The organism is Halosaccharopolyspora lacisalsi, from assembly GCF_014137975.1.
In the GTDB taxonomy this organism is placed as follows: domain Bacteria; phylum Actinomycetota; class Actinomycetes; order Mycobacteriales; family Pseudonocardiaceae; genus Halosaccharopolyspora; species Halosaccharopolyspora lacisalsi.
Map to the genome: position 1 here is coordinate 402,445 of NZ_JACGWZ010000006.1, position 21,879 is coordinate 424,323.

24 protein-coding genes are annotated in these 21,879 nt (G+C 69.5%); 14 read left to right on the forward strand and 10 right to left on the reverse strand.

Translation table 11 applies throughout. The features are described from left to right. The first annotated feature begins 62 nt into the window (after positions 1 to 62). From purE to FHX42_RS20795, 4 genes are all read left to right on the forward strand, one after another. Positions 63 to 551: a 5-(carboxyamino)imidazole ribonucleotide mutase gene (purE, locus tag FHX42_RS20780; protein WP_182546154.1), complete on the forward strand. Its 489-nt coding sequence runs from the start codon at positions 63 to 65 to the stop codon at positions 549 to 551. 242 nt (positions 552 to 793) lie between these two features. After that, positions 794 to 1,516, forward strand: a complete 723-nt coding sequence (locus tag FHX42_RS20785; protein ID WP_182546091.1) for a hypothetical protein — start codon at positions 794 to 796, stop codon at positions 1,514 to 1,516. Positions 1,517 to 1,688: 172 nt separating this feature from the next. Then, a complete protein-coding gene (locus FHX42_RS20790; protein WP_182546092.1) occupies positions 1,689 to 1,841 on the forward strand; it encodes a type II toxin-antitoxin system Phd/YefM family antitoxin in 153 nt (50 codons plus the stop codon). After that, positions 1,838 to 2,131 carry a type II toxin-antitoxin system RelE family toxin gene (locus FHX42_RS20795; RefSeq protein WP_182546093.1) on the forward strand — a complete coding sequence of 98 codons (294 nt, stop codon included), beginning with the start codon at positions 1,838 to 1,840 and terminating at the stop codon, positions 2,129 to 2,131. Before FHX42_RS20790 ends, FHX42_RS20795 begins: the two co-directional genes overlap by 4 nt. Here the strand turns inward: FHX42_RS20795 and FHX42_RS20800 are convergent. The 4 genes from FHX42_RS20800 to FHX42_RS20815 all read right to left on the reverse strand — a co-directional run bounded on the left by FHX42_RS20800 (position 2,115) and on the right by FHX42_RS20815 (position 6,577). Next, entirely contained in the window at positions 2,115 to 2,897 is a 783-nt protein-coding gene (locus tag FHX42_RS20800) for a thioesterase family protein (protein WP_182546094.1), read from the reverse strand. The two genes, FHX42_RS20795 and FHX42_RS20800, sit on opposite strands and share 17 nt — an antisense overlap. A gap of 49 nt (positions 2,898 to 2,946) precedes the next feature. Then, positions 2,947 to 3,666: a TIGR03089 family protein gene (locus tag FHX42_RS20805; protein ID WP_182546095.1), complete on the reverse strand. Its 720-nt coding sequence runs from the start codon at positions 3,664 to 3,666 to the stop codon at positions 2,947 to 2,949. A 49-nt stretch (positions 3,667 to 3,715) separates the two neighbouring features. Beyond that, on the reverse strand, positions 3,716 to 5,011 hold the full coding sequence (locus FHX42_RS20810) for an LCP family protein (RefSeq protein ID WP_328796531.1): 1,296 nt from the start codon (positions 5,009 to 5,011) through the stop codon (positions 3,716 to 3,718). Between the two features lie 120 nt (positions 5,012 to 5,131). Further along, entirely contained in the window at positions 5,132 to 6,577 is a 1,446-nt protein-coding gene (locus FHX42_RS20815) for an LCP family protein (RefSeq protein WP_328796533.1), read from the reverse strand. 565 nt (positions 6,578 to 7,142) lie between these two features. Here FHX42_RS20815 and rfbB point away from each other — a divergent pair. Then, entirely contained in the window at positions 7,143 to 8,156 is a 1,014-nt protein-coding gene (gene rfbB / locus FHX42_RS20820) for a dTDP-glucose 4,6-dehydratase (RefSeq protein WP_182546097.1), read from the forward strand. Beyond that, entirely contained in the window at positions 8,156 to 9,070 is a 915-nt protein-coding gene (gene rfbD, locus FHX42_RS20825) for a dTDP-4-dehydrorhamnose reductase (RefSeq protein WP_182546156.1), read from the forward strand. The genes rfbB and rfbD overlap by 1 nt, the downstream gene beginning before the upstream one ends. A gap of 15 nt (positions 9,071 to 9,085) precedes the next feature. On the opposite strand, the gene FHX42_RS20830 is transcribed toward rfbD, so the two are convergent. After that, positions 9,086 to 10,153: a glycosyltransferase family 4 protein gene (locus FHX42_RS20830; protein ID WP_182546098.1), complete on the reverse strand. Its 1,068-nt coding sequence runs from the start codon at positions 10,151 to 10,153 to the stop codon at positions 9,086 to 9,088. Beyond that, positions 10,146 to 12,647, reverse strand: coding sequence for a glycosyltransferase (locus tag FHX42_RS20835; protein WP_182546099.1), 2,502 nt, complete (start codon positions 12,645 to 12,647; stop codon positions 10,146 to 10,148). Before FHX42_RS20835 ends, FHX42_RS20830 begins: the two co-directional genes overlap by 8 nt. Before the next feature lie 193 nt (positions 12,648 to 12,840). Between FHX42_RS20835 and FHX42_RS20840 the strand changes: the two genes are divergently transcribed. Continuing rightward, positions 12,841 to 13,581, forward strand: coding sequence for a hypothetical protein (locus FHX42_RS20840; RefSeq protein ID WP_182546100.1), 741 nt, complete (start codon positions 12,841 to 12,843; stop codon positions 13,579 to 13,581). A gap of 62 nt (positions 13,582 to 13,643) precedes the next feature. Next, on the forward strand, positions 13,644 to 14,147 hold the full coding sequence (locus FHX42_RS27920; protein ID WP_407926285.1) for a DUF6346 domain-containing protein: 504 nt from the start codon (positions 13,644 to 13,646) through the stop codon (positions 14,145 to 14,147). A 14-nt stretch (positions 14,148 to 14,161) separates the two neighbouring features. On the opposite strand, the gene FHX42_RS20845 is transcribed toward FHX42_RS27920, so the two are convergent. Further along, positions 14,162 to 15,088, reverse strand: coding sequence for a glycosyltransferase family 2 protein (locus FHX42_RS20845; RefSeq protein WP_182546101.1), 927 nt, complete (start codon positions 15,086 to 15,088; stop codon positions 14,162 to 14,164). A gap of 50 nt (positions 15,089 to 15,138) precedes the next feature. On the opposite strand from FHX42_RS20845, the gene FHX42_RS20850 reads away from it, so the two are divergent. The 3 genes from FHX42_RS20850 to FHX42_RS20860 all read left to right on the forward strand — a co-directional run bounded on the left by FHX42_RS20850 (position 15,139) and on the right by FHX42_RS20860 (position 18,506). After that, positions 15,139 to 16,254, forward strand: a complete 1,116-nt coding sequence (locus tag FHX42_RS20850; RefSeq protein WP_220480614.1) for a glycosyltransferase family 4 protein — start codon at positions 15,139 to 15,141, stop codon at positions 16,252 to 16,254. Between the two features lie 76 nt (positions 16,255 to 16,330). Beyond that, a complete protein-coding gene (locus FHX42_RS20855; protein WP_182546157.1) occupies positions 16,331 to 17,461 on the forward strand; it encodes a glycosyltransferase family 4 protein in 1,131 nt (376 codons plus the stop codon). Positions 17,462 to 17,633: 172 nt separating this feature from the next. After that, positions 17,634 to 18,506, forward strand: coding sequence for a glycosyltransferase family 2 protein (locus FHX42_RS20860; protein ID WP_182546103.1), 873 nt, complete (start codon positions 17,634 to 17,636; stop codon positions 18,504 to 18,506). A 7-nt stretch (positions 18,507 to 18,513) separates the two neighbouring features. Here FHX42_RS20860 and FHX42_RS26035 read toward each other — a convergent pair whose 3' ends face one another. Further along, positions 18,514 to 18,789: a hypothetical protein gene (locus FHX42_RS26035; protein ID WP_220480615.1), complete on the reverse strand. Its 276-nt coding sequence runs from the start codon at positions 18,787 to 18,789 to the stop codon at positions 18,514 to 18,516. 291 nt (positions 18,790 to 19,080) lie between these two features. On the opposite strand from FHX42_RS26035, the gene manB reads away from it, so the two are divergent. The 3 genes from manB to FHX42_RS20880 are packed head-to-tail and all read left to right on the forward strand — an operon-like array spanning position 19,081 to position 20,884. Beyond that, the gene (gene manB, locus FHX42_RS20870) at positions 19,081 to 20,184 is read left to right on the forward strand and encodes a mannose-1-phosphate guanylyltransferase (RefSeq protein WP_235987596.1); all 1,104 of its coding nucleotides are present in this window, start codon (positions 19,081 to 19,083) and stop codon (positions 20,182 to 20,184) included. Between the two features lie 47 nt (positions 20,185 to 20,231). Further along, a complete protein-coding gene (locus FHX42_RS20875) occupies positions 20,232 to 20,489 on the forward strand; it encodes a FitA-like ribbon-helix-helix domain-containing protein (protein ID WP_182546104.1) in 258 nt (85 codons plus the stop codon). Then, positions 20,486 to 20,884, forward strand: a complete 399-nt coding sequence (locus FHX42_RS20880; protein WP_182546105.1) for a type II toxin-antitoxin system VapC family toxin — start codon at positions 20,486 to 20,488, stop codon at positions 20,882 to 20,884. Before FHX42_RS20875 ends, FHX42_RS20880 begins: the two co-directional genes overlap by 4 nt. Positions 20,885 to 20,889: 5 nt before the next feature. Here FHX42_RS20880 and FHX42_RS20885 read toward each other — a convergent pair whose 3' ends face one another. Together FHX42_RS20885 and FHX42_RS20890 are read right to left on the reverse strand one after the other, a co-directional pair. Further along, positions 20,890 to 21,438 carry an NUDIX hydrolase gene (locus FHX42_RS20885; protein ID WP_182546106.1) on the reverse strand — a complete coding sequence of 183 codons (549 nt, stop codon included), beginning with the start codon at positions 21,436 to 21,438 and terminating at the stop codon, positions 20,890 to 20,892. Next, positions 21,435 to 21,879 (reverse strand): nitroreductase family protein (locus FHX42_RS20890; protein ID WP_182546107.1); only part of this gene is annotated, 445 nt, incomplete at its 5' end. The genes FHX42_RS20885 and FHX42_RS20890, both read right to left, overlap by 4 nt.

The window sequence follows — 21,879 nt, forward strand, 5'->3', positions numbered from 1 at the left end:
CGTAGGAGTTCGGGAGGCAGCAGGTGACGGAGGGCAACGCGAGCCCGCTGGTCGGTGTGGTCATGGGCAGCGACTCGGACTGGTCGGTGATGCGGGCGGCCGGTGAGGCGCTGACCGAGTTCGACGTCGCCTACGAGGTGGGCGTGTACTCGGCGCACCGCACGCCGCAACGGATGCTCGACTACGCGAGCGAGGCCGCCGACCGGGGTATCCGGGTCATCATCGCCGGTGCCGGAGGCGCCGCGCACCTGCCCGGCATGGTCGCTTCGGCCACCGTGCTCCCGGTGATCGGCGTCCCCGTTCCGCTGGAGCACCTCGACGGGATGGACTCGCTGCTGTCGATCGTGCAGATGCCCAGGGGGATCCCCGTCGCCACGGTCTCCGTCGGCGGCGCCCGCAACGCGGGTCTGCTCGCGGTGCGGACGCTGGCCGCCGACTCCGGTGAACTGGGCGCGCGCCTGCGCACCGGCATGGCCGCGTTCCAGCGACAGCTCGAATCCCTCGTCGAGGACAAGCACGCGGCTTTGCAGGGCAGGCTCACCGAGCAGTGACGCGTTGTGCGTTGGTTTCGCGCGAAACCGATATTTTGTAAGAGCGCAGTTTCGCGCGAAACTGGTCACCACAATCCCTCATCGTGAGGGTAGCTCGGATGCGACTACGGCGGTGGTGGTGCGATTCGGCGTCTCGTCGGCGTAGCCGGATCGTTGCCTCCTCGGAAAATTCCGTGATCAGAACTTTCTTCGTGGCTGCGATAATGGTCGTACTTGGCGTACGTCGGGCAGTGGGTGGAGCAGTGGACGCGAGTGAGGGGGTCGAGCAGTGGGTGAAGCAGGTCCAGTCGGGGTGGTTGAAACAGTCGCCCGACCAGCTGCTCCACGAATGGAACTACCTCGTCGAGGCGTGCGAGGACGGTTACGATGACAACGTTCACGAGTACCACTTCGACCTGCAGGTGCGCCACGGTATCTTCGAGGTGCTGGCCGACGAGCAGCTCGCAGCCATGCCAGAAATGACGGCCTTCCGGGAAAGGGTCGAAGTGCTGGACAAACGGTTGAAGGCTGTCATGCTGTCGGATCCGGCGCTGCCATTGGCGAGTTTTCCCTGGTGGGAAGCCTACCCGTTGCGCTACGGCTGCGAGGAGATCGCCAAGGAGTACTACGAAGGGTACGGCATCAGCATCGAGGTCTTTCCCAAGCGGAAGGAGAGGAACGAGCGCACGAGCGAACTTTTCAAGGAATGGGTGCGACGTGCGCAGTCGGGAGCGCGCAAGTACTCGCCGGATGCGTTGATTTTCTGGTGGAACCGCCTGGTGAACAGCTGTGATGCCGGATGTCGAGACAGGATCGGCGAGCTCGATACGAGTGTGCGCGGGATTATCGAGGAAGTGCTTCGGGACGGGCGGCTCGCTTTGATGCCCGAGATGACCGAGTTCCGCGAGCGGGTCGCAGTGCTGGACGAGCGGTTCAATGGGACGCGATGCGAAGAGCAGACGCTACCGCTCGACGAGCATCCCTGATGGGAGGTCTCTCCGTTGCGCTGAGTCATGGTGCCGTGGACCCCTCGGCCGAGCTGGTTGGCGATGGCGGCCTCGTTGGCGACGTCGATCGGGCCGTGGTGGTCGAACAGCTTCGCTCCTGTGGGAAGTGAAGCTAGCACGCCTGGTGGGTTCCGGACCGGAATTCCGGCCCATGACTACCTTGCCGTTGTCCGAAGCGAAGGCGCACCTGTCGGAGATCGTCGAGTCGACGGTGCGCACGAGAGACCATGTCCATGTGACTCGCAACCTCGAGGGCATGAAGGGGATCCTCGAGCAGCGCAGAGCTCGTGAGGGCGACGAGTGAACGATCGTTACGCGGTCGAGGTCGGGCGTGCTGCCCGCCGCGCTCTCGCGGAGAAGCTGCCCATTCCGGTTGCCGCTGCTGTCCTCGAGTTCATCGAAGGCCCCCTCGCGGAAAACCCGCACCGCGTTGGTGCTCCCCTGAAAGAGCCGTTCGTCGGGCAATGGCGTGCCGGACGTGGGGATTACCGTGTTCGCTACAGGGTCGACGAGCAGCATCGTGTCGTGTTCGTGACGAGTGTTGACCACCGTCGTGATGCCTACCGCCTGACCCGCCTCAGCCGAGCTGGTTGATGATGACGGCCTCGTTGGCGACGCCGATCGGCCCGTACCGGTCGAACAGCTTCGCCCTGGCCACGCCGACACCGGTGGGTTCGGAGTCGCGCTCGATCTCCATGCCCAGCCACTCGCCCTCGAGCTCGCGGTGCAGGTAGAGCGTGATGTCGGTGTTGATCCACGGGCCGAAGATCTTGCCGAGCGGGCTGGCCGCGCTGATGCAGTCGACCAGCGTCGCGGTGTGCACCAGCGGACTCATCGCGTCCCCGGGGAGCAGCGGTGCCGGCATCCGCATCCACGCCTTGCTGGGGCCTTCGCTCGTCTGATCGGCCAGCCAGCGGACCTCCACGACGTCGTGCACGCCCCACCGCAGTCCCAGTCCGGGCGGCAGCAGCGAGCCGGTCCGAACGTCGTCGGGACCGGCGAAGGGGAGTCCCGGTTCGTCGACGGGTTCCGAGGGCGACGACCGGCGCACCGCCTGGGCGACCGCGCGGGCGAGTTCGGTGCCGTCGAGGGACAGGGTCGCCTCGATGACCTGCAACCGCTTGCCCGCGCGCAGCGTGCGCGAGTTCACCGTCACCGCCTGCCGGGGAACGGGCCGCATCAGATCCACGGTCATCCGTGCGACGAGCAGGTCGGGGCCGTCGATCTCCTGCTCCGCGGCTCGGGCGAGCAGTCCGGCGACAGGACCGCCACCGGTCAGCTCGCCCCACGGGTTACCGGCGGCTTCGTTGGGGACGAACAGCTCGCCCTCGGGCTGGAACAGGCTCTGCGTTTCCGACACGCCCCGATGTTACTCAGTAGTAGTAACTTTGGGGAAGATCGGTGCCGGATCAGCTCTCGACGCCGAGTTCGACGGTGGTGCGCTCGTCGTTGCGTCGTTTGCCCAGTTTTTCGGGATCCGGCTTGGTGCACTGCACCAACGAGGCCTGTGCCGAGAGCACGATCAGCAGGCCGTCGACGACACCACCGTCGAGGCTCCATTCCAAGGTGGACAGCACGCGGTCGTCCTTGCCGATCCCGAGTTCGGCGGTCCGCGCCCGCACGCGGGACGACAATTCGTCCACGCTGGAGTCCAGCAGGGCCGGAGTGCTGCCGGGGATCGGTGCCAGCGGAGTGAAGTCGTCGCCGTGCACGCGGACCTCCGAGGCGTAGTCCAGCACTCCGTCGGGAAGATCGGTCGCCGACCCTCCGAGGGCGTCGAGACCGACGGCTACCACGGTGCGGGCTTCCCGGCCGGTTTCCAGGGACGACGCGGGGACGAAGGCGGCCTCGGCCGTCCGCGGGTCCTCGGTCACGTGCGCCCCGCACCACCAGGCTCCGAGCAGGATGCCCGCCGTCTGCCAGTGGGCGGGCAGGGACACCGAGACCGGTGTACCCGGTTCGACGTCGAGTTCGTCGACCAGCCAGTTCGCCGTCTTCGCCGCCCAGTTGGCCACGGTGGCGCGGGAGAGCTCCACGCGCGTGCCCGCCGCGTCGTCGTAATGCGTGATCAGCGGCCGCGGCGACCCGCTCGCCAGCAGCGGAGCGAGTAGTGTCTGCGTGATGCTCATGCGCAAAGGCTAACGTCCGTCGACTCCCCGCTCGCGCGGTCGTGGCCTCTCAGTTCACGCAGGGAATGCCTTCGGAGCTGATCGCGCCGGGGGAGTCGGTGTCGGCTCGGCGATGAGCACTGCCGTCGAGCTGCAGCACCGGTTTCGGGGCGAGGCGATGCGTCGGTGTTGCCTCGGCCGGTGCCTCGCTCGGGGGAGGTTCCGTCGACGTGGGCGGACCGTGGACGAGCCCCGCGACGAACTCCTCGACCTCCCGGGGATCGACGGTCACGACGCTTTGCCCCCGCTCGTTGCGCGACGCGGCGTCGGCGATCGGCAGCGTGACGAACCGCACGCTTCCCGAGGCCAGGGCCTGCATCCGCCGGACGAAGCCCATGATGTGCCAGCCCTCGTCGAGCACCACGGAGTCGCGCGCCGCGGCGACGAGCCGTTCCAGTTTCGCCGGATCGCTCAGCGTTCCGGTGGACAACGCCTTTCCGGCCACCGCGGCCATGAACACCTGCTGGCGCACGATCCGGTCCAGGTCGCCTCGTGGCAGCCCGTGGCGTTGCCGGACGAAGGCCAGCGCGTCGGCGCCGGAGATCGTCTGGGCCCCGGCTCGGAATCGGGCGCCGGAGTTCTCGTCGCTCGTGGCGTTTTTCAGGCAGACCTCGACGCCGCCCAGCGCCTTCGTGACCTCGTAGAAGCCGAGGAGGTTGACCTCGGCGTAGTGATCGATCCTGATGCCGGTCAGCCGCTGCACCGCCTGCACGAGCGCACGTCGCCCGGCCAGCGCGGACTCGCGTTCGACGCGGTCCGCGTCGGTGACACCGCGCTGTTCGAGCCGGTCGGCGGTGGCCGCCTTGGTCAGGCCGTAGACGCCGTTGATCTTTCCGGCGACACCGCCCGGCACGGCGGTGTCGCGCGGGAGGGACACCGCCGTCGGCTCGCTGCCGTTGTGCGGGATGCGGACCAGCACCAACGTGTCGGTGTTGAGCCCGCTGGTGCTTTCGGTGCGCAGTTTCTTCAGCACCTCGCGGGGGAGCGGGTCCCCCTGGGCGTCGGTGCGGCTGTCGCTGCCGACGAGCAGGATGTCGGTGGCTCCGTCGTCATCGGGCGGGGAGTCGGACATTCCGGTGAGAACCTCGGAATCGCCGACCTCGCGGTTGAGACGGTCCACCGTGCCCCAACCGGCCGCGGCGACGGCCAGTGCGGTGACCGAGGCCAGTACGAGCAGGCCGCGACCGGTGAACAGGAACGTCCTGCGCAGCCGGCGGCGGGAGCGCGGTTGCCCGGTCTCCCCCGACGAGTCCGCGTCCTCGGTGCCCTCCGAAGCGGAGGCGGGCCACTGACCCGAATCGTGCACGTCCGCCTCCCGGTGTTCGCCCGCCACCCTAAGATCGTCGCTTCAGACTAACGTTCTTCGACGGCCGGGTGGGGCGGTGCGGCCGGATCCGGTGGACAGCTCCGGCCGCACCACGCGGCTTCAGTGGACGCAGGGCACGCCCTCAGCCGTGATCGGCTTTTCCGAGGATCGCTGCTGGGCCGGTTGCTGCTGGGCAGGCTGCCGGCTCGCTCCGTCCAGCCGTACGGCGGGTTTCGCCGCGAACTTCTGCGTGCCGGGGCCGCTGTACTCGTCGCCCAGATACACCGCCACGGTGCCTTGGCTCACCTGGCTGCTCCGCTCCAACGGCAACCCGCCGAGTTCCTTGGCCACCTGCTGAGCGGCGGCCTTGTGCCCCGGTGCGTACTCGACCGTCGACTGCGACTGCTTCGAGTCGGCGTTGGCGGTCTTTCCCCGGGTGAAGCCGGCGCTCGTCAGTTCCCGGAGGACACGACTGGCGAGATTGCTGATGTCGGAGGCGTTGTAGACGTTGACGGTGGTCTTGGAGCGGGTTTCCTCCTGAGCCTGCTGCGCCCGCTGCTTGGCCTTGCGCTGTTCGGGGGGAAGCAGCAGGTTGTCGGCGAATCGCTTGACCTCCTCGGGATCGACCGTGACCTTGCCGGACTCTCCCTCCAGTTCCACCGGGATGGTGTGGAACTTGATGTTGCCGCCGGCGATTCCCTGCATTCGTTGGGCGAAGCTGACCACGTCCCAGTCCTTGCCCAGCGTGATGGAGTCCTTCAGGGCGTCCATCAGGGCGGAGAGCTTGGCGGGATTGCTCAGGGTGCCGGCGGACAGAATCTTCTTGGCCAGCCCGGACATGAACACCTGCTGGCGCACGATCCGGTCGAGGTCGCCTCGTGGCAGCCCGTGGCGCTGCCGGACGAAGGCCAGCGCATCGGCGCCGGAGATGGTCTGCGTGCCCTCCGGGAACACGGCTCCCGAGTACTCGCTGTCGTCGACCGGCTCCTTCAGGCACACCTTGACGCCGCCGACGGCCTTGGTGAGCTGGTAGAAGCCCATCAGGTTGACCTCGGCGTAGTGGTCGACGCTGACCCCGGAGAGTTTATTGACCGTCTTGACCAGGAATCGTTGAGCCCGCGCGGTCGACTTTCTTTCGAGTTCCTTGGGATCCGTCACTCCCTGCTTCCGGAGTTGGTCCCTGGCCTCGGATTTCGCCCTGGGATAAGCGGAGTTGAGCTTGTGCTTGCCGTAGTTGTTCGGCATCTCCACCCGGGTGTCCCGTGGGAAGGAAATCGCGGACGCGCGCTCACCTCCGTTCGGAATGCGGACCAGGATCATCGTGTCGGTGAGGCTGGCGCCGCCGTCATCGGTGGCACGCAGTTTCTTCAGGGCTTCCTCGGGCAGTGGATTTCCCTGCGCGTCGGTGCGACTGTCGTTGCCGACCAGCAGGATGTCCGTCGCCCCGTCCGGTGCGGTCAACTTTTCGTTGATGATGTTCTGGCCGCTGAGCCCGGCGTTGAGGTTGCGCAGGGCACCCCAGGCGTAGCCGGTGGTACCGAGGATCACCACGGACAGCAGGGCCACCAGGACCCTGCCGGGATGCTTGCGTCGTCGACGGGTTCGCCGACCACGATCCCGGAGTTCGTCATCGGGGGGTTTGGCCGCAGCCTGCTGACGCCGTCCGCTCCCTCGGCGGGGAGGTTCGTCTTTCCGTGGAGGAGGTTTCCCACGTCGGTCACCCTGGGGGGCCGGGCGGTTACGAGGGGATCGGGGCGGCGGTCCAGCCGGCCCGCCGTTTCGTCCGGGTGGTGGGGGAGCTCCCGGACTGCCCTCTCCGGGTGGGCGACCCGGCCCGCGAGGCGGAACGGGTCTGCCGGGCTGCCCCTGTGGGCCTGGGCCACCTGGCCGCTGCGGCCGGTTGTCCACGCTCATCCTCCTTGGGCTGCCGTGCGAGCGTTACACCTTCGCGGGTGATTTTGACTTCCCGTGCGTAGGCTAACTGTGATCCTCTCGAGCCGGGAGCGCTGCCTTCGGAGCGCGTGACGCCGTTCATACGGACGACGCACGGGGGCCACGATGGGTTGCCGGGCGTCCTGTTTCGGCATGACAGACTGCGGGTGCCGATGTCGAGGGATGGTAGGAAGGTCCGATGCGGATTCTGGTGACCGGGGGTGCCGGTTTCATCGGCTCGCACTACGTGCGGCAGGTGTTGAGCGGGCACCATCCGGCCTTCGCCGGGGCCGAGGTGGTGGTGCTGGACAAGCTCACCTACGCCGGTAACCGCGAGAGTCTGCGCCCGGTGGCCGACCAACCCGGTTTTCGTTTCGTGCACGGTGACGTTCGTGATCCCGCTCTGGTCACCGAAGTCATGGACGGTGTCGACGTGGTGGTGCACTTCGCCGCCGAGTCCCACGTCGACCGTTCCATCGCGGAGGCCTCGGACTTCGTGCTGACCAATGTGGTGGGGACCGACACGCTGCTCCAGGCCGCGCTGGCCGCCGGGGTGGACAAGTTCGTGCACGTGTCCACCGACGAGGTCTACGGCTCCCTCGAGGAGGGCTCCTGGACCGAGGACCATCCGCTGGATCCGAACTCGCCGTACTCGGCGTCGAAGGCGAGCTCGGACCTGCTGGCGCGCGCCTACTACCGCACTCACGGGTTGCCGGTGTGCGTGACCCGGTGTTCGAACAACTACGGGCCGTACCAGCACCCGGAGAAACTCGTTCCGCTGTTCATCACGAACCTGCTGGACGGGCGACCGGTGCCGCTGTACGGCGACGGCGGCAATGTCCGTGACTGGTTGCACGTCACCGACCACTGCCGGGGCATCCAGCTCGTGGCCGAGTCCGGCCGGGCCGGCGAGGTCTACAACATCGGTGGCGGGACCGAGCTGTCCAATCGTGAGCTGACCGAGCGGTTGCTCGACGCAGTGGGGTACGACTGGTCGATGGTGCGCCCGGTCGCCGACCGCAAGGGACACGACCGTCGTTACTCGGTCTCCCACGCCAAGATCAGCGAGGAGCTGGGGTACCGGCCCGGCGTCGACTTCGCCGAAGGGCTGGCCGCGACGGTGGACTGGTACCGAAAGCACCGGAACTGGTGGGAACCCCTGAAAACGCGTTCGGCCCCCACCGAGTCGTCGCCGGGCTCGGGCGGGCACTGATGCCGCGCATCGCGCTGCTCGTCACCGGAGGACACGGCCAGCTCGGTTCCGAACTGGCCCGGACGGGTTCCACTCGTTCCGAGTGCCTGGTGCACGCCCCCGGATCCGGCGAACTGGACGTGACCGATCCCGAATCGGTCGTCGACGCGGTGGACTCCTTCACCGACAACGCCGGTGACGCGGGACTTCGGCCGGTGGTGGTGAACACGGCCGCTTTCACGGCCGTGGACGCGGCCGAGGACGACCGGGCCCGCGCCGAAGCGGTCAACACCACCGCCGCTCGCACGCTCGCCCGCGCTTGCCGGGCACGAGCCGTACCGCTGGTGCACGTGTCCACGGACTACGTCTTCCCCGGAGACGCCACGACTCCCTACGAGCCGGAACACGCCCCCGGCCCCCGCACCGTCTACGGGCGCACGAAGCTGGAGGGGGAGCGGGCGGTCCTCGCCGAGGCCGCCCAGGCGTGGGTGGTCCGCACCGCCTGGATCTACGGGGCGCGGGGAAGCAACTTCGTGAACACGATGGCCCGGCTGGAAGCCGAGCGCGACACGGTTTCCGTGGTGGACGACCAGTTCGGCTCGCCCACGTGGTCGGGGGACCTGGCGCCGGCGCTGTTCGAGCTCGCCGCCCGGGTGGCCGAGCGGGCGGGGCCGGATCGACAGGTGTTGCACTGCACCAACGAGGGCCGGGCGAGTTGGTTCGACTTCGCCCGCGCGATCTTCACCGAACTCGGTGCCGATCCCGAGCGAGTACGGCCGTGCACCAGCGCGGAGTTCCCCCGCCCGGCGCCCCGCCCGGCCTACTCCGTGCTGTCCGGACATGCCTGGAGCGCGGAGGGCCTCACTCCGCTGCGACCCTGGCGCGAAGCCCTGACCGCGGCTTTCGCCCGGGACGCCGGGTCCTGGAAGCGGTGACCCCGACGGGGAGGTCTACAGGGCGCGGCGGTAAGCGTCGAGGGTGGCTTCGGCGCAGGCTTTCCAGCTGAATCCGGCTGCGTGCTCACGGCGTGCCGCGACGGAACCGGGATCGGCGGAGCGCGTGAGCACCTCCCCCAGCGCGTCGCGGAGAGCCGCTCCGTCGCCGGACGGGAACAGGGTGGCGTGGCCGCCGGTGACCTCCCGGAGAGCGGCGACGTCCGAGCACACGACGGGGGTGCCGCAGGCGAGGGCTTCGAGAGCGGGCAGGCCGAAACCCTCCTCGCGGGAGGGCAGCACGAGTGCCCGCGCGCCCGCCACGATCCGCCGCAGTTCCTCGTCCGGCAGATATCCGGTCCGGACGACCCGCTCACGTGGCGACGAGGCTCCCGGTCCGGCGACGACCAGGGGCGGAAGCCGCGGGTCGAGCGCTCGCAGCAACCCGGTCAAGTTCTTGCGCGGGCCGTCGGCGCCGACGAAGACGAGGTACTCCTCCGGCAGGCCGTGTCGGGAGCGCAGCCGTTCGTCCGGGGGGACCGCGTCGAACCACTCGGGATCCACTCCCAGCGGTGTGACCGCGATTTTCGACCGTGGCACGCGGAACCGCTCGCACACCTCGGCACCCACCGCCGCGGTCGGCGTGCACACCACGGCCGCCCGGTGCGCGGACCGCCGCACCAGCTCCGGAAGTTCGCGCTCGGCGGGCGGCAACTCTTCCGGTGCGTCGAGGAAGGCGAGGTCGTGCACGGTCACCACTCCGGGGGTGCGGACGGCGGGTGGCAGCACGAAGTTCGTCCCGTGCACCACGTCCGCCGGACGGGCCAGCATCTCGACGGGGGGAAACGCGCCCCGCGCCCAGCACCGGCGCAGCGCCCGCGCGGGCACGGGAAATCCGGTCACCCGCGTTCCGGGAGGGGCGTCGGCCCGCAACCGGGGCCATCCCCGCAGCGTCAACCCCAGCACCGAAACGTCCACGGGGAACGTCGCCGCCAGCGCCCGGACCAGCGAGTCCGTGTAGCGGCCGATGCCGGTGCGCCTGCCCAGCAGCGGTGTCCCGTCGACGACGGCGCGACACTCAGCCACGGCCGCGCAGCCGTTCGTCGACCAGCCGCTTCAACCTGCCGGTGGCCCGCCTGGCGAGTTCCTTCGGCCCGCCGCTTTCCAGGTACTCCCGCACCAGGTCGATGTCGCGGCGCACCACCTCGGAACGCTTCAACGGCGGGGTCCGCACGAGCGGGGCGGACGCCTCGAGCCGGTCGGCGGCCGGACGCGGATCCCGGCAGAACTCGGTCAGCGGCGCCAGCACCGATTCCCAGGTGAAGCGCTGCCGGACCTCGGCGATCCGGTCACGGCAGCCCGCCGCGAAGTCCTCGTCGTAGAGCACCCTCTCCAGCGCTTCGGCCAGGGCCCGGGGGTCCTCGGCGGGAACGACGAGTCCCAGCCCCTCCCGCCGGACGAGATCGGCGAACGAGTCCCCGTCGGTGGTCACCACGGGCAGCCCCGCCCACAGGTAGTCCAGGACCCTGGTGCGGAAGGCGAAGGTGGTCTCCACGTGCTCGAAGTGCGTGGTCACTCCGCAGTCGGCGTCGAGCAGGTAGTTCTGGCGCCGGTCGTAGGGCACCCAGGTCTCGTTGAAGAACACCTGCTCGTCGGTCAGCCCGAGCCGGTCGGACAGCTGCCGGGTCCGGTCGGCCATGCCCATCTCGGGCACGTCCGGGTTCGGGTGCTTCATGCCGAGGAAGAACAGCCGTACCCCGTCACGTCGTTCGGACAGTTGGTGCACGGCGTGCAGCAGGGTCAGCGGGTCGAACCAGCTGTAGACACCTCCGGCCCACAGCACGACCTTGTCGTCGGAGCCGATACCGGTCTCGGCCGCGCGGATCGCCGGACCGGTGCGGCGCGGCGGTACTGACGACAGCCCGAACGGCACCACCGACATCAGCGAGCGCACGGTCGGATCGTCGTCGTACACGCTCGGCGTCAGCCGGCCCAGCGAAGCCAGGTGACCGAGCCAGAAGTGCCGCTGCCGCTCGGAGGCGCACAGGAAGAAGTCCCCGCGGCGCAGCTGGGTGTTGAGTATCCGCGTGACGCCTTGCAGATCCTTCGCGCGGCGCTCGTCGTCGGTGTCGCGCCCCTGCTCCAGCAGTTCCAGGTGCATGGGGTCGTAGACGTCGCAGATCACGACCTTCGTGGAGTCGAGGTGCTTGAGTCCGGGCACCATCTCCAGCACGTGACCCTGAAGGATGACGATGTCGGCCCACTCCACGTGCGTGGTGAGATCGCGCGGTCGCGTCTGGAACACGGGAAACGCCGAGTCCGTCACCGACACCCGCGAGTTGACGCTGATCAGCCGGACCTCGTGCTCCCGGGCGAGCACGTCGGCCGTGTGCCAGGCCCTGATGGCCGGCCCGGCCATGCGCTCGGTGATGGCGTCGCCGGTGATGACGGCGACGCGGCGGGACCGCCCGAACACGCCGTTCAGGTCGAACGCGTCCACGAGGGCCTCGTGCGCGGCGAGGTAGTCCGGCAGCGGGTAGGCGGGTTCCATCGCCTTGCGCATCAGGGGGACGAGGTCCGCGTCGCTGCGCGTCCGGGCTTGCTGCTCGACCTCTCGTGAGCGCTTCAGCGACGGAAGCAGCTCGACGAACCGATCGATGGCCAGCACGCCCGCGAGCGTGTCCCGGCTGATGTCGACGGTGTCGGATTCCGGACCGGTGGGGCGGCGTGTCATCTCCAACTGCGTCGGATCGACCTCACCGCGGGCCGTGGAGCGGCGCACGGCCAGCGCGAGAGCGGCGGGGAGCGCCTTGGCCAGGGTCTCGTCCGAAACGTTCTTGTACAGCGCGGCCAGGGCGTTGCGCTCCAGCAGGTAGTACTCGCGCGACGAGGCCACTCCGGCCATCGAGGAGTGGTGGCGGTGATGGGCCAGCGAATCCGGCTCGTAGCGCACGCGCCATCCGCGCAGGTTCAGCCGCCAGCCGAGGTCGACGTCCTCGTAGAACATGAAGAACCGCTCGTCGAAGCCGTCCAGCGCTCCGAACAACTCGGCGCGGACGAACAGGGCGGACCCGGTGCCGAACAGGACGTCGCGGGGGGCGTCGTGGCTGCCGTCGTCGGTCTCGCCCGCGTGGCGCTTGTAGCCCATGCCGAACCAGGTCAGGCCGCCGTCGACGAAGTCGATGTGCTCGCCCTCCCAGTCCAGGACCTTGCTCGCCACGGCTCCCACGGTCGGCTCGGCGCGCAGCACGGCCACCGCCGAGCGCGCCCACCGTGGATCGGGGCGCGCGTCGTTGTTGAGGAACGCCAGCACCTGCCCTCGGGCATCGCGGGCGCCGAGGTTGCATCCTCCGGCGAAGCCGAGGTTCTCGGCCGACTCGACGACGGTCGCCTCCGGTACGGCGGCACGGATGCCCGCCGCCTCACCGCCGGAGGCGTTGTCGACGCAGATCAACTCCAGCCGATCGGCCGGGTAGTCGAGTTCGTCGCGCAGCGCGCGCAGGCACGTGATGGTGTCGTCGACGCCGCGGTGGTTGACGGTGATCACCGATACCACGGGCAGCTCGTTCCGCTCGGACATGTCAGCCACGTCCGTAAGCCTGCACCATGCGCCTCCGGCGGCGAGGCGGGGCGTGGCGATTTCGCCGAGTGGGGACTGCGCGAGGTGGCCGTGTGGTGGGGTGCGGGTGTGAGCGCGGGTGAGTCTTACGGGGCCGAGAGGAACCGGTAGCCCTCCGAGCGCGTCAGAACAGCGCGTTGATTAGGAGGTTTTCATGTCGATGCCTTCGTCCGATCCGGACGGAATGATCGCCGGTTTTCAGCAGCAGATCGAGGCCAAGATGCAGCAGGCGCAGCAGCTGCAGGACGCTGCGACGGGGGTCCAGGTCTCCTCGTCCCATCGGGACGGTTCGGTGACCGTGGTCGTGGACCACAGCGGCAACATGTCCGAACGGATACGGCACCGTGGCACGGACCGACCGGCCATCGACGTTTACAAACCCCTCGCTGCGGGCGAAGCGAAGTTGATCGAGGCGGCCCCGACCGCGGCGAGTGCTGTCGGAGCTGCGGTTTCGGGTGCGGGTATCGCGGTACAGGTCGTGCGTACGACCGTGCGTGACCTGATCGCCTCGGCCATGTCCGATCTCGTTCAGTACCTGGCGCGGTCGGCGATCGCGGCCGGAGTCACGCTCGGGCTCGCCACGCCGGTGTTGGTGGCGGACGGGATTCGGATCGTGGCCAGGTGGTCCACCCGTGCGGCCGAGTGGCTGAAAAAGATCGTCAGGTCCTCCCAGAAGCTGGCCGAGATCGTCCAGAGGGTCAAACCCGCGCTGAGCAAGGTCCAGGACACGTTGGGACCGGTGACGAACACGGCCAAGTCCGCGCAGGGATGGGCGAGTGGCAAGTCGCTGTCGGATCTCACCACGGCCCAGCAGTTCGCTCGCAACCCCGCTGCTCTCGGTGCCACCTACGAGGACCAGGACTACGCGAAGGACGCTACGGGAAACGAGCTGTAGTGACGGAGTTCTCCCCCGGCTGTCGCTCAGGTGGGAGGATTGACTGAGTGTCAACGCCGGAGATGACAGTGCGTATTGTTCGTGAAATAGTGCTGCTCGCTGTGGGGGTTGTTTTTTCTTTCCAGTATTTTTGTGGTCCTACCCTTTTTCGGTACGGCCGGGTCCGATGTGACGGTGCGCGGGTTTGCTGCTTCCCGGAGTGTCGCTTTACGGGTCCGGTAACGGATTCGCTGGAGCCCGACAGTGAGAACATCACGGGATTATGGTGGCTGTGCACGGGAGAGGTGCACTGGGATGATGGCGCTGTGGAGAGGCGTGAGTTCTCCTACTCGCCGCTGCGCGGAGACAAGACAGGCCGGACCATGCGGGTGGTGGAGCGGGAGTTCCCGGACACCGGAGGACCGACATATACGAGGGTACATCGAGCGAGCTTCGGACCCGCTCCTGTCCGGGGTGGAGCGGTGGCGATTTTCACGGGGCTGGCCGGGGGCGTCACCGGAGGTATGGCAGGGGATCGCTTGTTCCGGCGGATTCGGGGGAAGAGCGCGAAGCTTCCGGAGGCGTAGTGGTGTGGTCGGGCCTATCGCCCGGCCCACTCCGCCCACACGCGCCTGGCGGCCGTGCGGTCGAGGCCGCGACGAGCACGCAGCGCGCGCGGGAGTCCGAGGGCGACTTCGGCGAGAACGCGCAGGCGCGGTCCGAGGTGGAAGTTCGCCGCGTCGGAGACGGTGCGGCCGAGAGCGCGGCGCAGCGGAAGCGCGAAGGTCAGCGCCGTGAAACGGGCGAGTTCGCGAGCGGCCACTCGTCCGGGTGCGCAGCGCAGCAGCATCAGCAGGCGGTTGCGTTCGTTCCAGCGGTGGAACCGTGCCGAGCCCAGCTGCGCGCTCGCGCCGTGCAGGTGCGTCACGCGTGCTTCGGTCGCCGACACCACGCGGTGACCGGCGAGCCGGAGCCGCCACGAGGTGTCGGTGTCCTCGTAGTAGCAGAAGAACTCCGCGGGCACTCCGCCCACGGCACGCAGCGCGGCGGTACGCAGCAGCGCGGCGCCACCGCAGAAGCCGAACGCGGGCTCGGACCCCGCATCGGCGCCGTGTCCGTCCGCGGTCAGCCGCACGCCCGTCGACTGCGTGTAACCATCCGCAGTGGACAAAACGGCCGAGGCCGCGGCCGTTCGGGGGTCGGCGTCCAGGGCGTCCTCCAGCGCCGCAAGCCAGTCCGGTCCGGGGGCGGCGTCGTCGTTGAGCCAGGCCGTGAACGGTGTCCGCACGCGTTCCAGAGCCAGCGCCATCGCCCCCGCGTAACCGAGGTTGCGGCTCGACCGCAGCACTTCCGGGAGGGACGGGTGCTCCGCGAGAATGCCGGAGGTCCCGTCGTCGGAGGCGTTGTCGACCACCAGCAGTCGATGCGGTCGCTGGAGCGTCAGTGCGTCCAGGCAGGCGGAGACATGGTCACGACCCCGCCAGGTCACCACGACGACGGTGGTACGTGCCTGCTCCGATGCCCTCACCCGCACGACAGTACGTGGTGACCCGTCACCGTCCTGAAAGGATCTATACCTTGCCGCAACTCGTCGCCGTCGCGGAGCAGCTGCTCGCGCCCGTTCCCGGCGGAACCGGCCGCTACACGCGGGAGCTGCTGCGCGCGATGGCGGCGACCGCGCCGCCGGAGTGGGAACTGAGCACGGTCGTGAGTCGCAGTCGAAGCGCGGGAAAAGCGAGCGTCCCCGGTGTTCGGGGTCCGCGTGTCCTGAGGTGGCCCGGACGAGCGCTGACGGCCGCATGGGAACGTGGCGTACCGCTGTGGCCGGGGGGAGACTCCGTGCACGCCATGACGCCGTTCGCTCCACCAGCACGGCGGGGCGGGAAACTCGTCGTCACCGTGCACGATGCCGTGCCGTGGACCCACCCGGCGACGCTGACGCCACGGGGAGTCGCCTGGCACCGCCGGGCGATCGAGCGAGCCGCTCGCGATGCCGACGCACTGGTCGTTCCCAGCGCGGCCGTGGCGGTCGAACTCGCGCGGCACGTCGAGCTCATCGCGCCCGTGCACGTCGTGAGCGAGGGCGTCACGCCTTCGGTGGTCGCCGATCCCGGCGAGGAACAGCGGCAACGGGTGCGAACGCGGCTGGGGATGCCCGCGCGTTACGTGCTGGCCGTCGGCACGGTCGAACCCCGCAAGGGTTACGAGGACCTCGTGCGCGCGGTGGCGTCCCTGGACGTGCCGTTGCTGATCGTGGGGCGGCGCGGATGGGGTGGTGTCGATCCTGCGGCCCTCGCCCGCCGGCACGGCCTGCCGTCCGACCGGGTCCGGCTGCTCGACTCGTTGGGGGACACCGAGCTGGCGGTGGTGCTGCGCGGTGCCTCGGCGCTGGCCGTTCCCAGCCTGGACGAGGGGTTCGGGTTGCCGCTCGTCGAGGCAATGGCCGCCGGTGTCCCCGTGGTGCACTCCGACGCCCCGGCGCTGGTCGAGGTCGCAGGCGGAGCCGGGGTGCCGGTGGAGCGTGGCGATCCGACGGCGCTGGCCGGTGCCCTGCGTGGAGTTCTGGAGGACTCGGCGCGTCGCGCGGCACTCGTCGAAGCCGGTCGGCACCGAGCCGAACGGTTCACCTGGGAGCGGGCCGCGCGCGAGATGTGGCGAATCCACCTCGCTCGTGACTTTCGTCGCGTGAGATGAATCCGTTTACGCGAACTCGCCACGACGGACCCGTGTGTGCCCGTACCCTGCTCGCGTGCACAGACGCGAGCCGCGCATCCTCATCGACGCCACGGCGGTGCCCGCAGATCGCGGGGGCGTCGGACGCTACGTCGACTCGTTACTGGCCGCCCTGGACGAGGACGGCACTCGGGCGAGCGTGGTGTGTCAGCCGCGCGACGCCGCACTCTACGGACGGATCGCACCACGGGCGGAGATCGTTCCCGCCGCCGAGTCCATCGCCACCCGCACGGCCCGATTGACCTGGGAGCAGACGACGCTGCCGCGGCTCGTGCGGCGGCTCGGCATCGATGTGCTGCACTCGCCGCACTACACGACACCACTGGTCAATCCCGCGGCTTCGGTGGTGACGCTGCACGACGCGACCTTCTTCACCGCCCCGGCGCTGCACTCCCCGATCAAGGCCCGGTTCTTTCGGACCTGGACGCGAACGGCGCTGCGGCACGCCGATCTGTGCGTGGTCCCCAGCCGGGCGACGGCGACCGAACTCGGCCGGGCGGCCGGAGTGGAGCGGACGGCGACGCAGGTGATGTATCACGGGGTGGATCCCGAGCGGTTCCGGCCGCCACCACCGGAGGAGATCGCCGACGTCCGCGACGGGCTCGGTTTGCACGACCAGCCCTACGTCGCCTTCCTCGGTGCGCTGGAGCCGCGCAAGAACGTCCCGGAGCTGATCAGGGGGTTCGCTGCGGCCTGCCAGGGGAGTGACGATCGCCCCGCCCTGGTGCTCGCCGGGCAGCCGGGCTGGGACGAGCAGGTCGAGCGCGCCCTCGAGTCGGTGCCGCACCGGATCCGGGTCGTCCGAGCCGGTTACCTGCCGTTCCACCGGCTCGCCGGGTTCCTGGGCGGAGCACGGGTGGTGGCCTACCCGAGCATCGGGGAGGGATTCGGACTGCCGGTGCTCGAGGCCATGGCGTGCGGGGCGGCCGTGCTCACCACGCGCCGGTTGAGCCTGCCGGAGATCGGTGGGGACGCGGTGGCCTACTGCGGCACGAACGCGGACGAGATCGCGTCGGGACTCGCGAGTCTGCTCGACGATCCCGCACGACGGGCGGTGCTGTCGGCGGAGGCGCAGCAGCGGGCGAAGGAGTTCACCTGGGCGGCCTGCGCCGCTCAGCACCGCGAGGCCTACGCCCGTGCCCAGCACCTACACCGGCGCTGTCGGTGACGGCCAGCGGGGAGGGGACGGTCAGCGAGGTGGGGACGGTTCGCGCTCCGCCGTCGAGCTCGTGAGCGATCGACCCGAGCTCGACGCGGCGGGCGCCGCCGCCCGAGCGGCTTCAGCGCTGAACACGCGCTCCCCGTACGGTGCCGGTGAGCGCGCACGGCAGAATAGCGGCGTGACTGTCTCGCGCACCTACGGCGACGAGCTCGCCGTCGTCACCGTGACCTACTCCCCCGGGGAGGTCCTGGAGCGGTTCCTGGAAACCCTGCCCAAGGCCACCGACCGCCGGGTACGGGTGATCCTCGCCGACAACGGCTCCACCGACGGTGCCCCTCAACGGGCGGCCGAGCGCCCCGACGTCGACTTCGTGCCGATGGGAGCCAACCTCGGCTACGGCTCGGCGGCCAACAGAGGTATCGCCGAGCTGGGCGCGGAGTACGGCTGGGTCGCGGTCGCCAATCCGGACGTCGAGTGGGGAGCGGGTTGTCTGGACGAATTGCTGGCCGCCGCCGCGCGGTGGCCCAGGGGAGGCGCCTTCGGGCCGTTGATCACCGAACCCGACGGTTCCGTCTACCCGTCGGCGCGGCTGGCTCCTTCGCTCGGTCGTGGCGCGGGGCACGCACTGCTGTGCAAGGTCTGGCCGTCGAACCCGTGGACCCGCGCCTACCGCCAGGAGACCGCTCCGACCGAGCGCACGGCGGGGTGGCTGTCCGGCTCCTGCCTGTTGTTGCGGCGAGAGGCCCTGGACTCGGTCACCGGCTTCGACCCGCGCTACTTCATGTACTTCGAGGACGTGGATCTGGGGGACCGCCTCGGCCGGGCGGGATGGCTCAACGTCTACGTGCCCGGCGCCGAGGTGATGCACATCGGTGGTCACTCGACGGCACGGGCCTCCACCCGGATGCTGGCCGAGCACCACCGCAGCGCCTACCGGTACCTCGCCGACCGGCATCGTGGTGCGGCGTGGGCCCCGCTACGGTTGCTGCTTCGAGCAGGGCTGGCGGTGCGCGCTCGCCTCGAGATCAGGGCTGCCGGCCGGAAGCGGTGAGTCCCGATCAGTACGGGGTGCTCGGAAACTGCTGTGCCGGGGTGCCGACCGTGCCGGAACCGTTCGCCTGCCGCGGGGAGGCGTTCTGTCCGCCGGGCAGCGGCGCGTACTGCGAGCGCATGTACTCCGGTGTCGCCTGGTTCGGCTGCCCGTACTGCTCGGGCGGCCACTCCGGCTCGAAGGACTGGGACTGCCGGGACGACTGCGTGATGACCAAGGTCGACTCCGGGTCGACGTCCTCGATGACCTCCCGGGGAATGCGCACGGTGCTCGAGGCGTCCATCGGTGACGTCGCGTTGTCCGGTGTGACGACAAACGCATCCCGTTCCCTCGCACGAGCGAGCGCTTCGTCGGCTTGGTCGCGGGGGTCCATGGGATGCCCTCTCAATACTTCGCCGGTCAGCGTTCCGGCCGCGGCGTGGTCTCGACCTGCCCGACATGGTCGCCGAATCGCGTGCGGCCGGGAGCCTACGGGTAGGGCCGGTGCTCATTATGACCCTGCCCCTGCCAGAGTATTCCCCACAGGTTTTTTCGTCACCGGGGAGTTCGGGCGATCGAGGAGGGAAACGAAGCCATGTCGGGCAGATCCGGTTCACCGGCCGAGCCCATGCACGGAGCGGAAGCCGTGGTGCTGGTGGGGGGCCGGGGCACGCGGCTGCGGCCGCTCACGCTGTCGGCGCCGAAGCCGATGCTGCCCACGGCGGGCTTGCCGTTCCTCACCCACCTGCTCTCGCGCATCCGCGCGGCCGGGATCACCCACGTGGTGCTCGGCACCTCCTACCAGGCCGAGGTCTTCGCCGAGTACTTCGGTGACGGCTCCGGAATGGGGCTGGACCTGGAGTACGTCGTCGAGCAGGAGCCGCTGGACACCGCCGGTGCCCTGCGCAACGTCGGCGACCGACTGAGCGAACCCGACGTGGTGGTGTTCAACGGTGACATCCTCTCCGGCGTCGACCTCCCCGGCCTGATGCACACCCACAGGGCCAACGCGGCCGACGTGACGCTGCACCTGGTCAAGGTCGACGACCCCCGCCGGTTCGGTTGCGTGCCCACCGACGACGAGGGGCGGGTGACGGCGTTCCTGGAAAAGACCGACGATCCTCCGGTGGACCAGGTCAACGCAGGCTGCTACGTGTTCCGCCGCTCGGTGATCGAGTCGATTCCGGCGGACCGCCCGGTCTCGGTGGAGCGGGAGACCTTTCCCGGCCTGCTGGCTTCGGGGGCGCGGCTGCAGGGTCACGTCGACGCTTCCTACTGGCTGGACCTGGGCACGCCGGCGGCCTTCGTGCGCGGTTCGGCCGATCTCGTTCGCGGTGTGGTGCCCTCGGACGCGCTGCCCGAGGAGCCGGCGGAGGCGCTGATGCTCGACGGGGCCCGGGTGGCCGAGGGCGCCTCGGTCACCGCGGGCAGCACGATCGGACAGGACTGCGTCGTGGAATCCGGCGCGCGGATCGAGGCCTCCACGCTGTTCGACCGTGCTCACGTCGCGGCGAACGCGGTGGTGGAGCGCAGCGTGGTCGGCGTGGACGCGCACATCGGTGAGGGAGCCGTGGTGCGCGGGGCGGTCATCGCCGACGGAGCCCACGTCGGAAGCGAGTGCGAGCTCCTCGACGGTGCCCGGGTGTGGCCCGGGGTGCGACTACCCGCGGGCGGTGTCCGCTTCTCCCACGACTGCTGAGCGGGCGAATGCTGTGATGATGGCATTATGCAGTTATTCATGCAGTCATGACGGCAATAACGATTCGCAACGTCCCCGACGACGTGCGTGAACTGCTGGTGGATGCCGCGAACCGCAGTGGTCAGTCGCTTCAGAGCTGCCTGCTCTCGGTTCTCGAAGGGGAGGCTCGGTTCTCGCGAAATGCGGAGCTGGCGGAGATGGAGCCGGTCGGCGGCGGCCTGCTCAGTGTGGACGAGATCGTGGCGGCTGTTCGCACGGCGCGCGGCGAAGCACCCGGTCCGGGTGATCAAGCAGGTGGCGCGTGATAGTTGTCGACACCTCGATCCTGGTCACCTTCTTCGTGGGTGGTAACCACAGTAGTCCCAAGGTAAGGAAGGCGCTCGGTGCCGAGATCCACTGGGCTGCTCCCGAACACCAGCCTGCCGAGTTCCTCAACGTCCTACGCGGGCTGGTGCTGGGGCGTAAGATCAGCCAGGAGGATGCGGCGAGCGTGCTTGAACGTTGCTCCGTCGCCCATGTCGAGAAGCTACCGTATGGTTCCGCCGTGGTCGCACGTATCTGGGAGCTCCGGCACGATGTGTCGGCTTATGACGCGGCCTACGTCGCGGTGGCCGAAGCGCATGATCTCCCTCTCGTGACCAGTGACGCGCGGTTGGCCGGTGCACCGGGCCTCCAGTGCGAGCTTAGACAGCTCTTTTAGGTTCTTCACCCGCGGGCGCCCAGCCGCGCCAGGGCGGCGGAGGTCATGGGGCCGAGGTCGGACTCCTCGGGGAGGGCGTCCAGCGGCCACCAGCGCAGGTCGAGGGACTCGTCGCTGCGGACGTGCCGGGCCCCCTCCGGGGCGCGGACGACGAACCGGACGTCGAAGTGCCGGGTGGGCCGCCCGAGCGAGCACGTGATCGGGTGCACGTCGAGGTGCACCGGCACGGGATCGATCGTCAGCCCTGTGATGCCGGACTCCTCGGTGGCCTCCCGGAGCGCGGCCCCGGCAAGCGTGGTGTCCGCGGGCTCGCAGTGGCCGCCGACCTGCAACCACCGGCCGACGCGGGGGTGCAGGGTCAGCATCACGTGCTTGCCGGTGGAGTCGACCAGCACGGCCGAGGACGTCACGTGCCCCGGCTCGCACGCGCGCAGGCAGGCGTCCGCACGCGCCTCGACCAGCGTCAGGAAGGCCTGCCGCAGCGCCTCCTGCTGTGGATCGCAGGAATCGAACTCGGCCAGCGTGCGCAGGGCGTCGGCGTGCGGCCCGCTCAAAGCTCCACCAATCCGTTCTCCAGCTCGCGCGGTGGTCTCGGTCCTCCGGGGTCCTCGGTGGGGTGCCCCACGGCCACGGCACCCATCGGCTCCCACGTGCGGGGCAGTTCCAGCGTCGAGCGCACCACGTCCGGGCAGAACAGGGTCGACGACACCCAGCACGAGCCGAGCTCCTCGGCGGCGAGGGACACCAGCAGCCCCTGCACCGCCGCGCCGGTGGCCACGGTGAACATCGAGCGCTCGGCGTCGCCACGGCGTTCGTCGGGGTAGTCGTGCGCGCCCTCGCGGACCAGGCACGGCACCACGACCTCGGGCGCGGAGTAGAGCAGGTCACCGCGTCCGACACGGCGCCGGGCGCTTTCCTCGGAGAGACCGTCGGCGCGGAGGTCCTCCAGCCACGCCTCCCGCATCGCGTCCAGCAGCTTTCCCCGCAACGCGCGA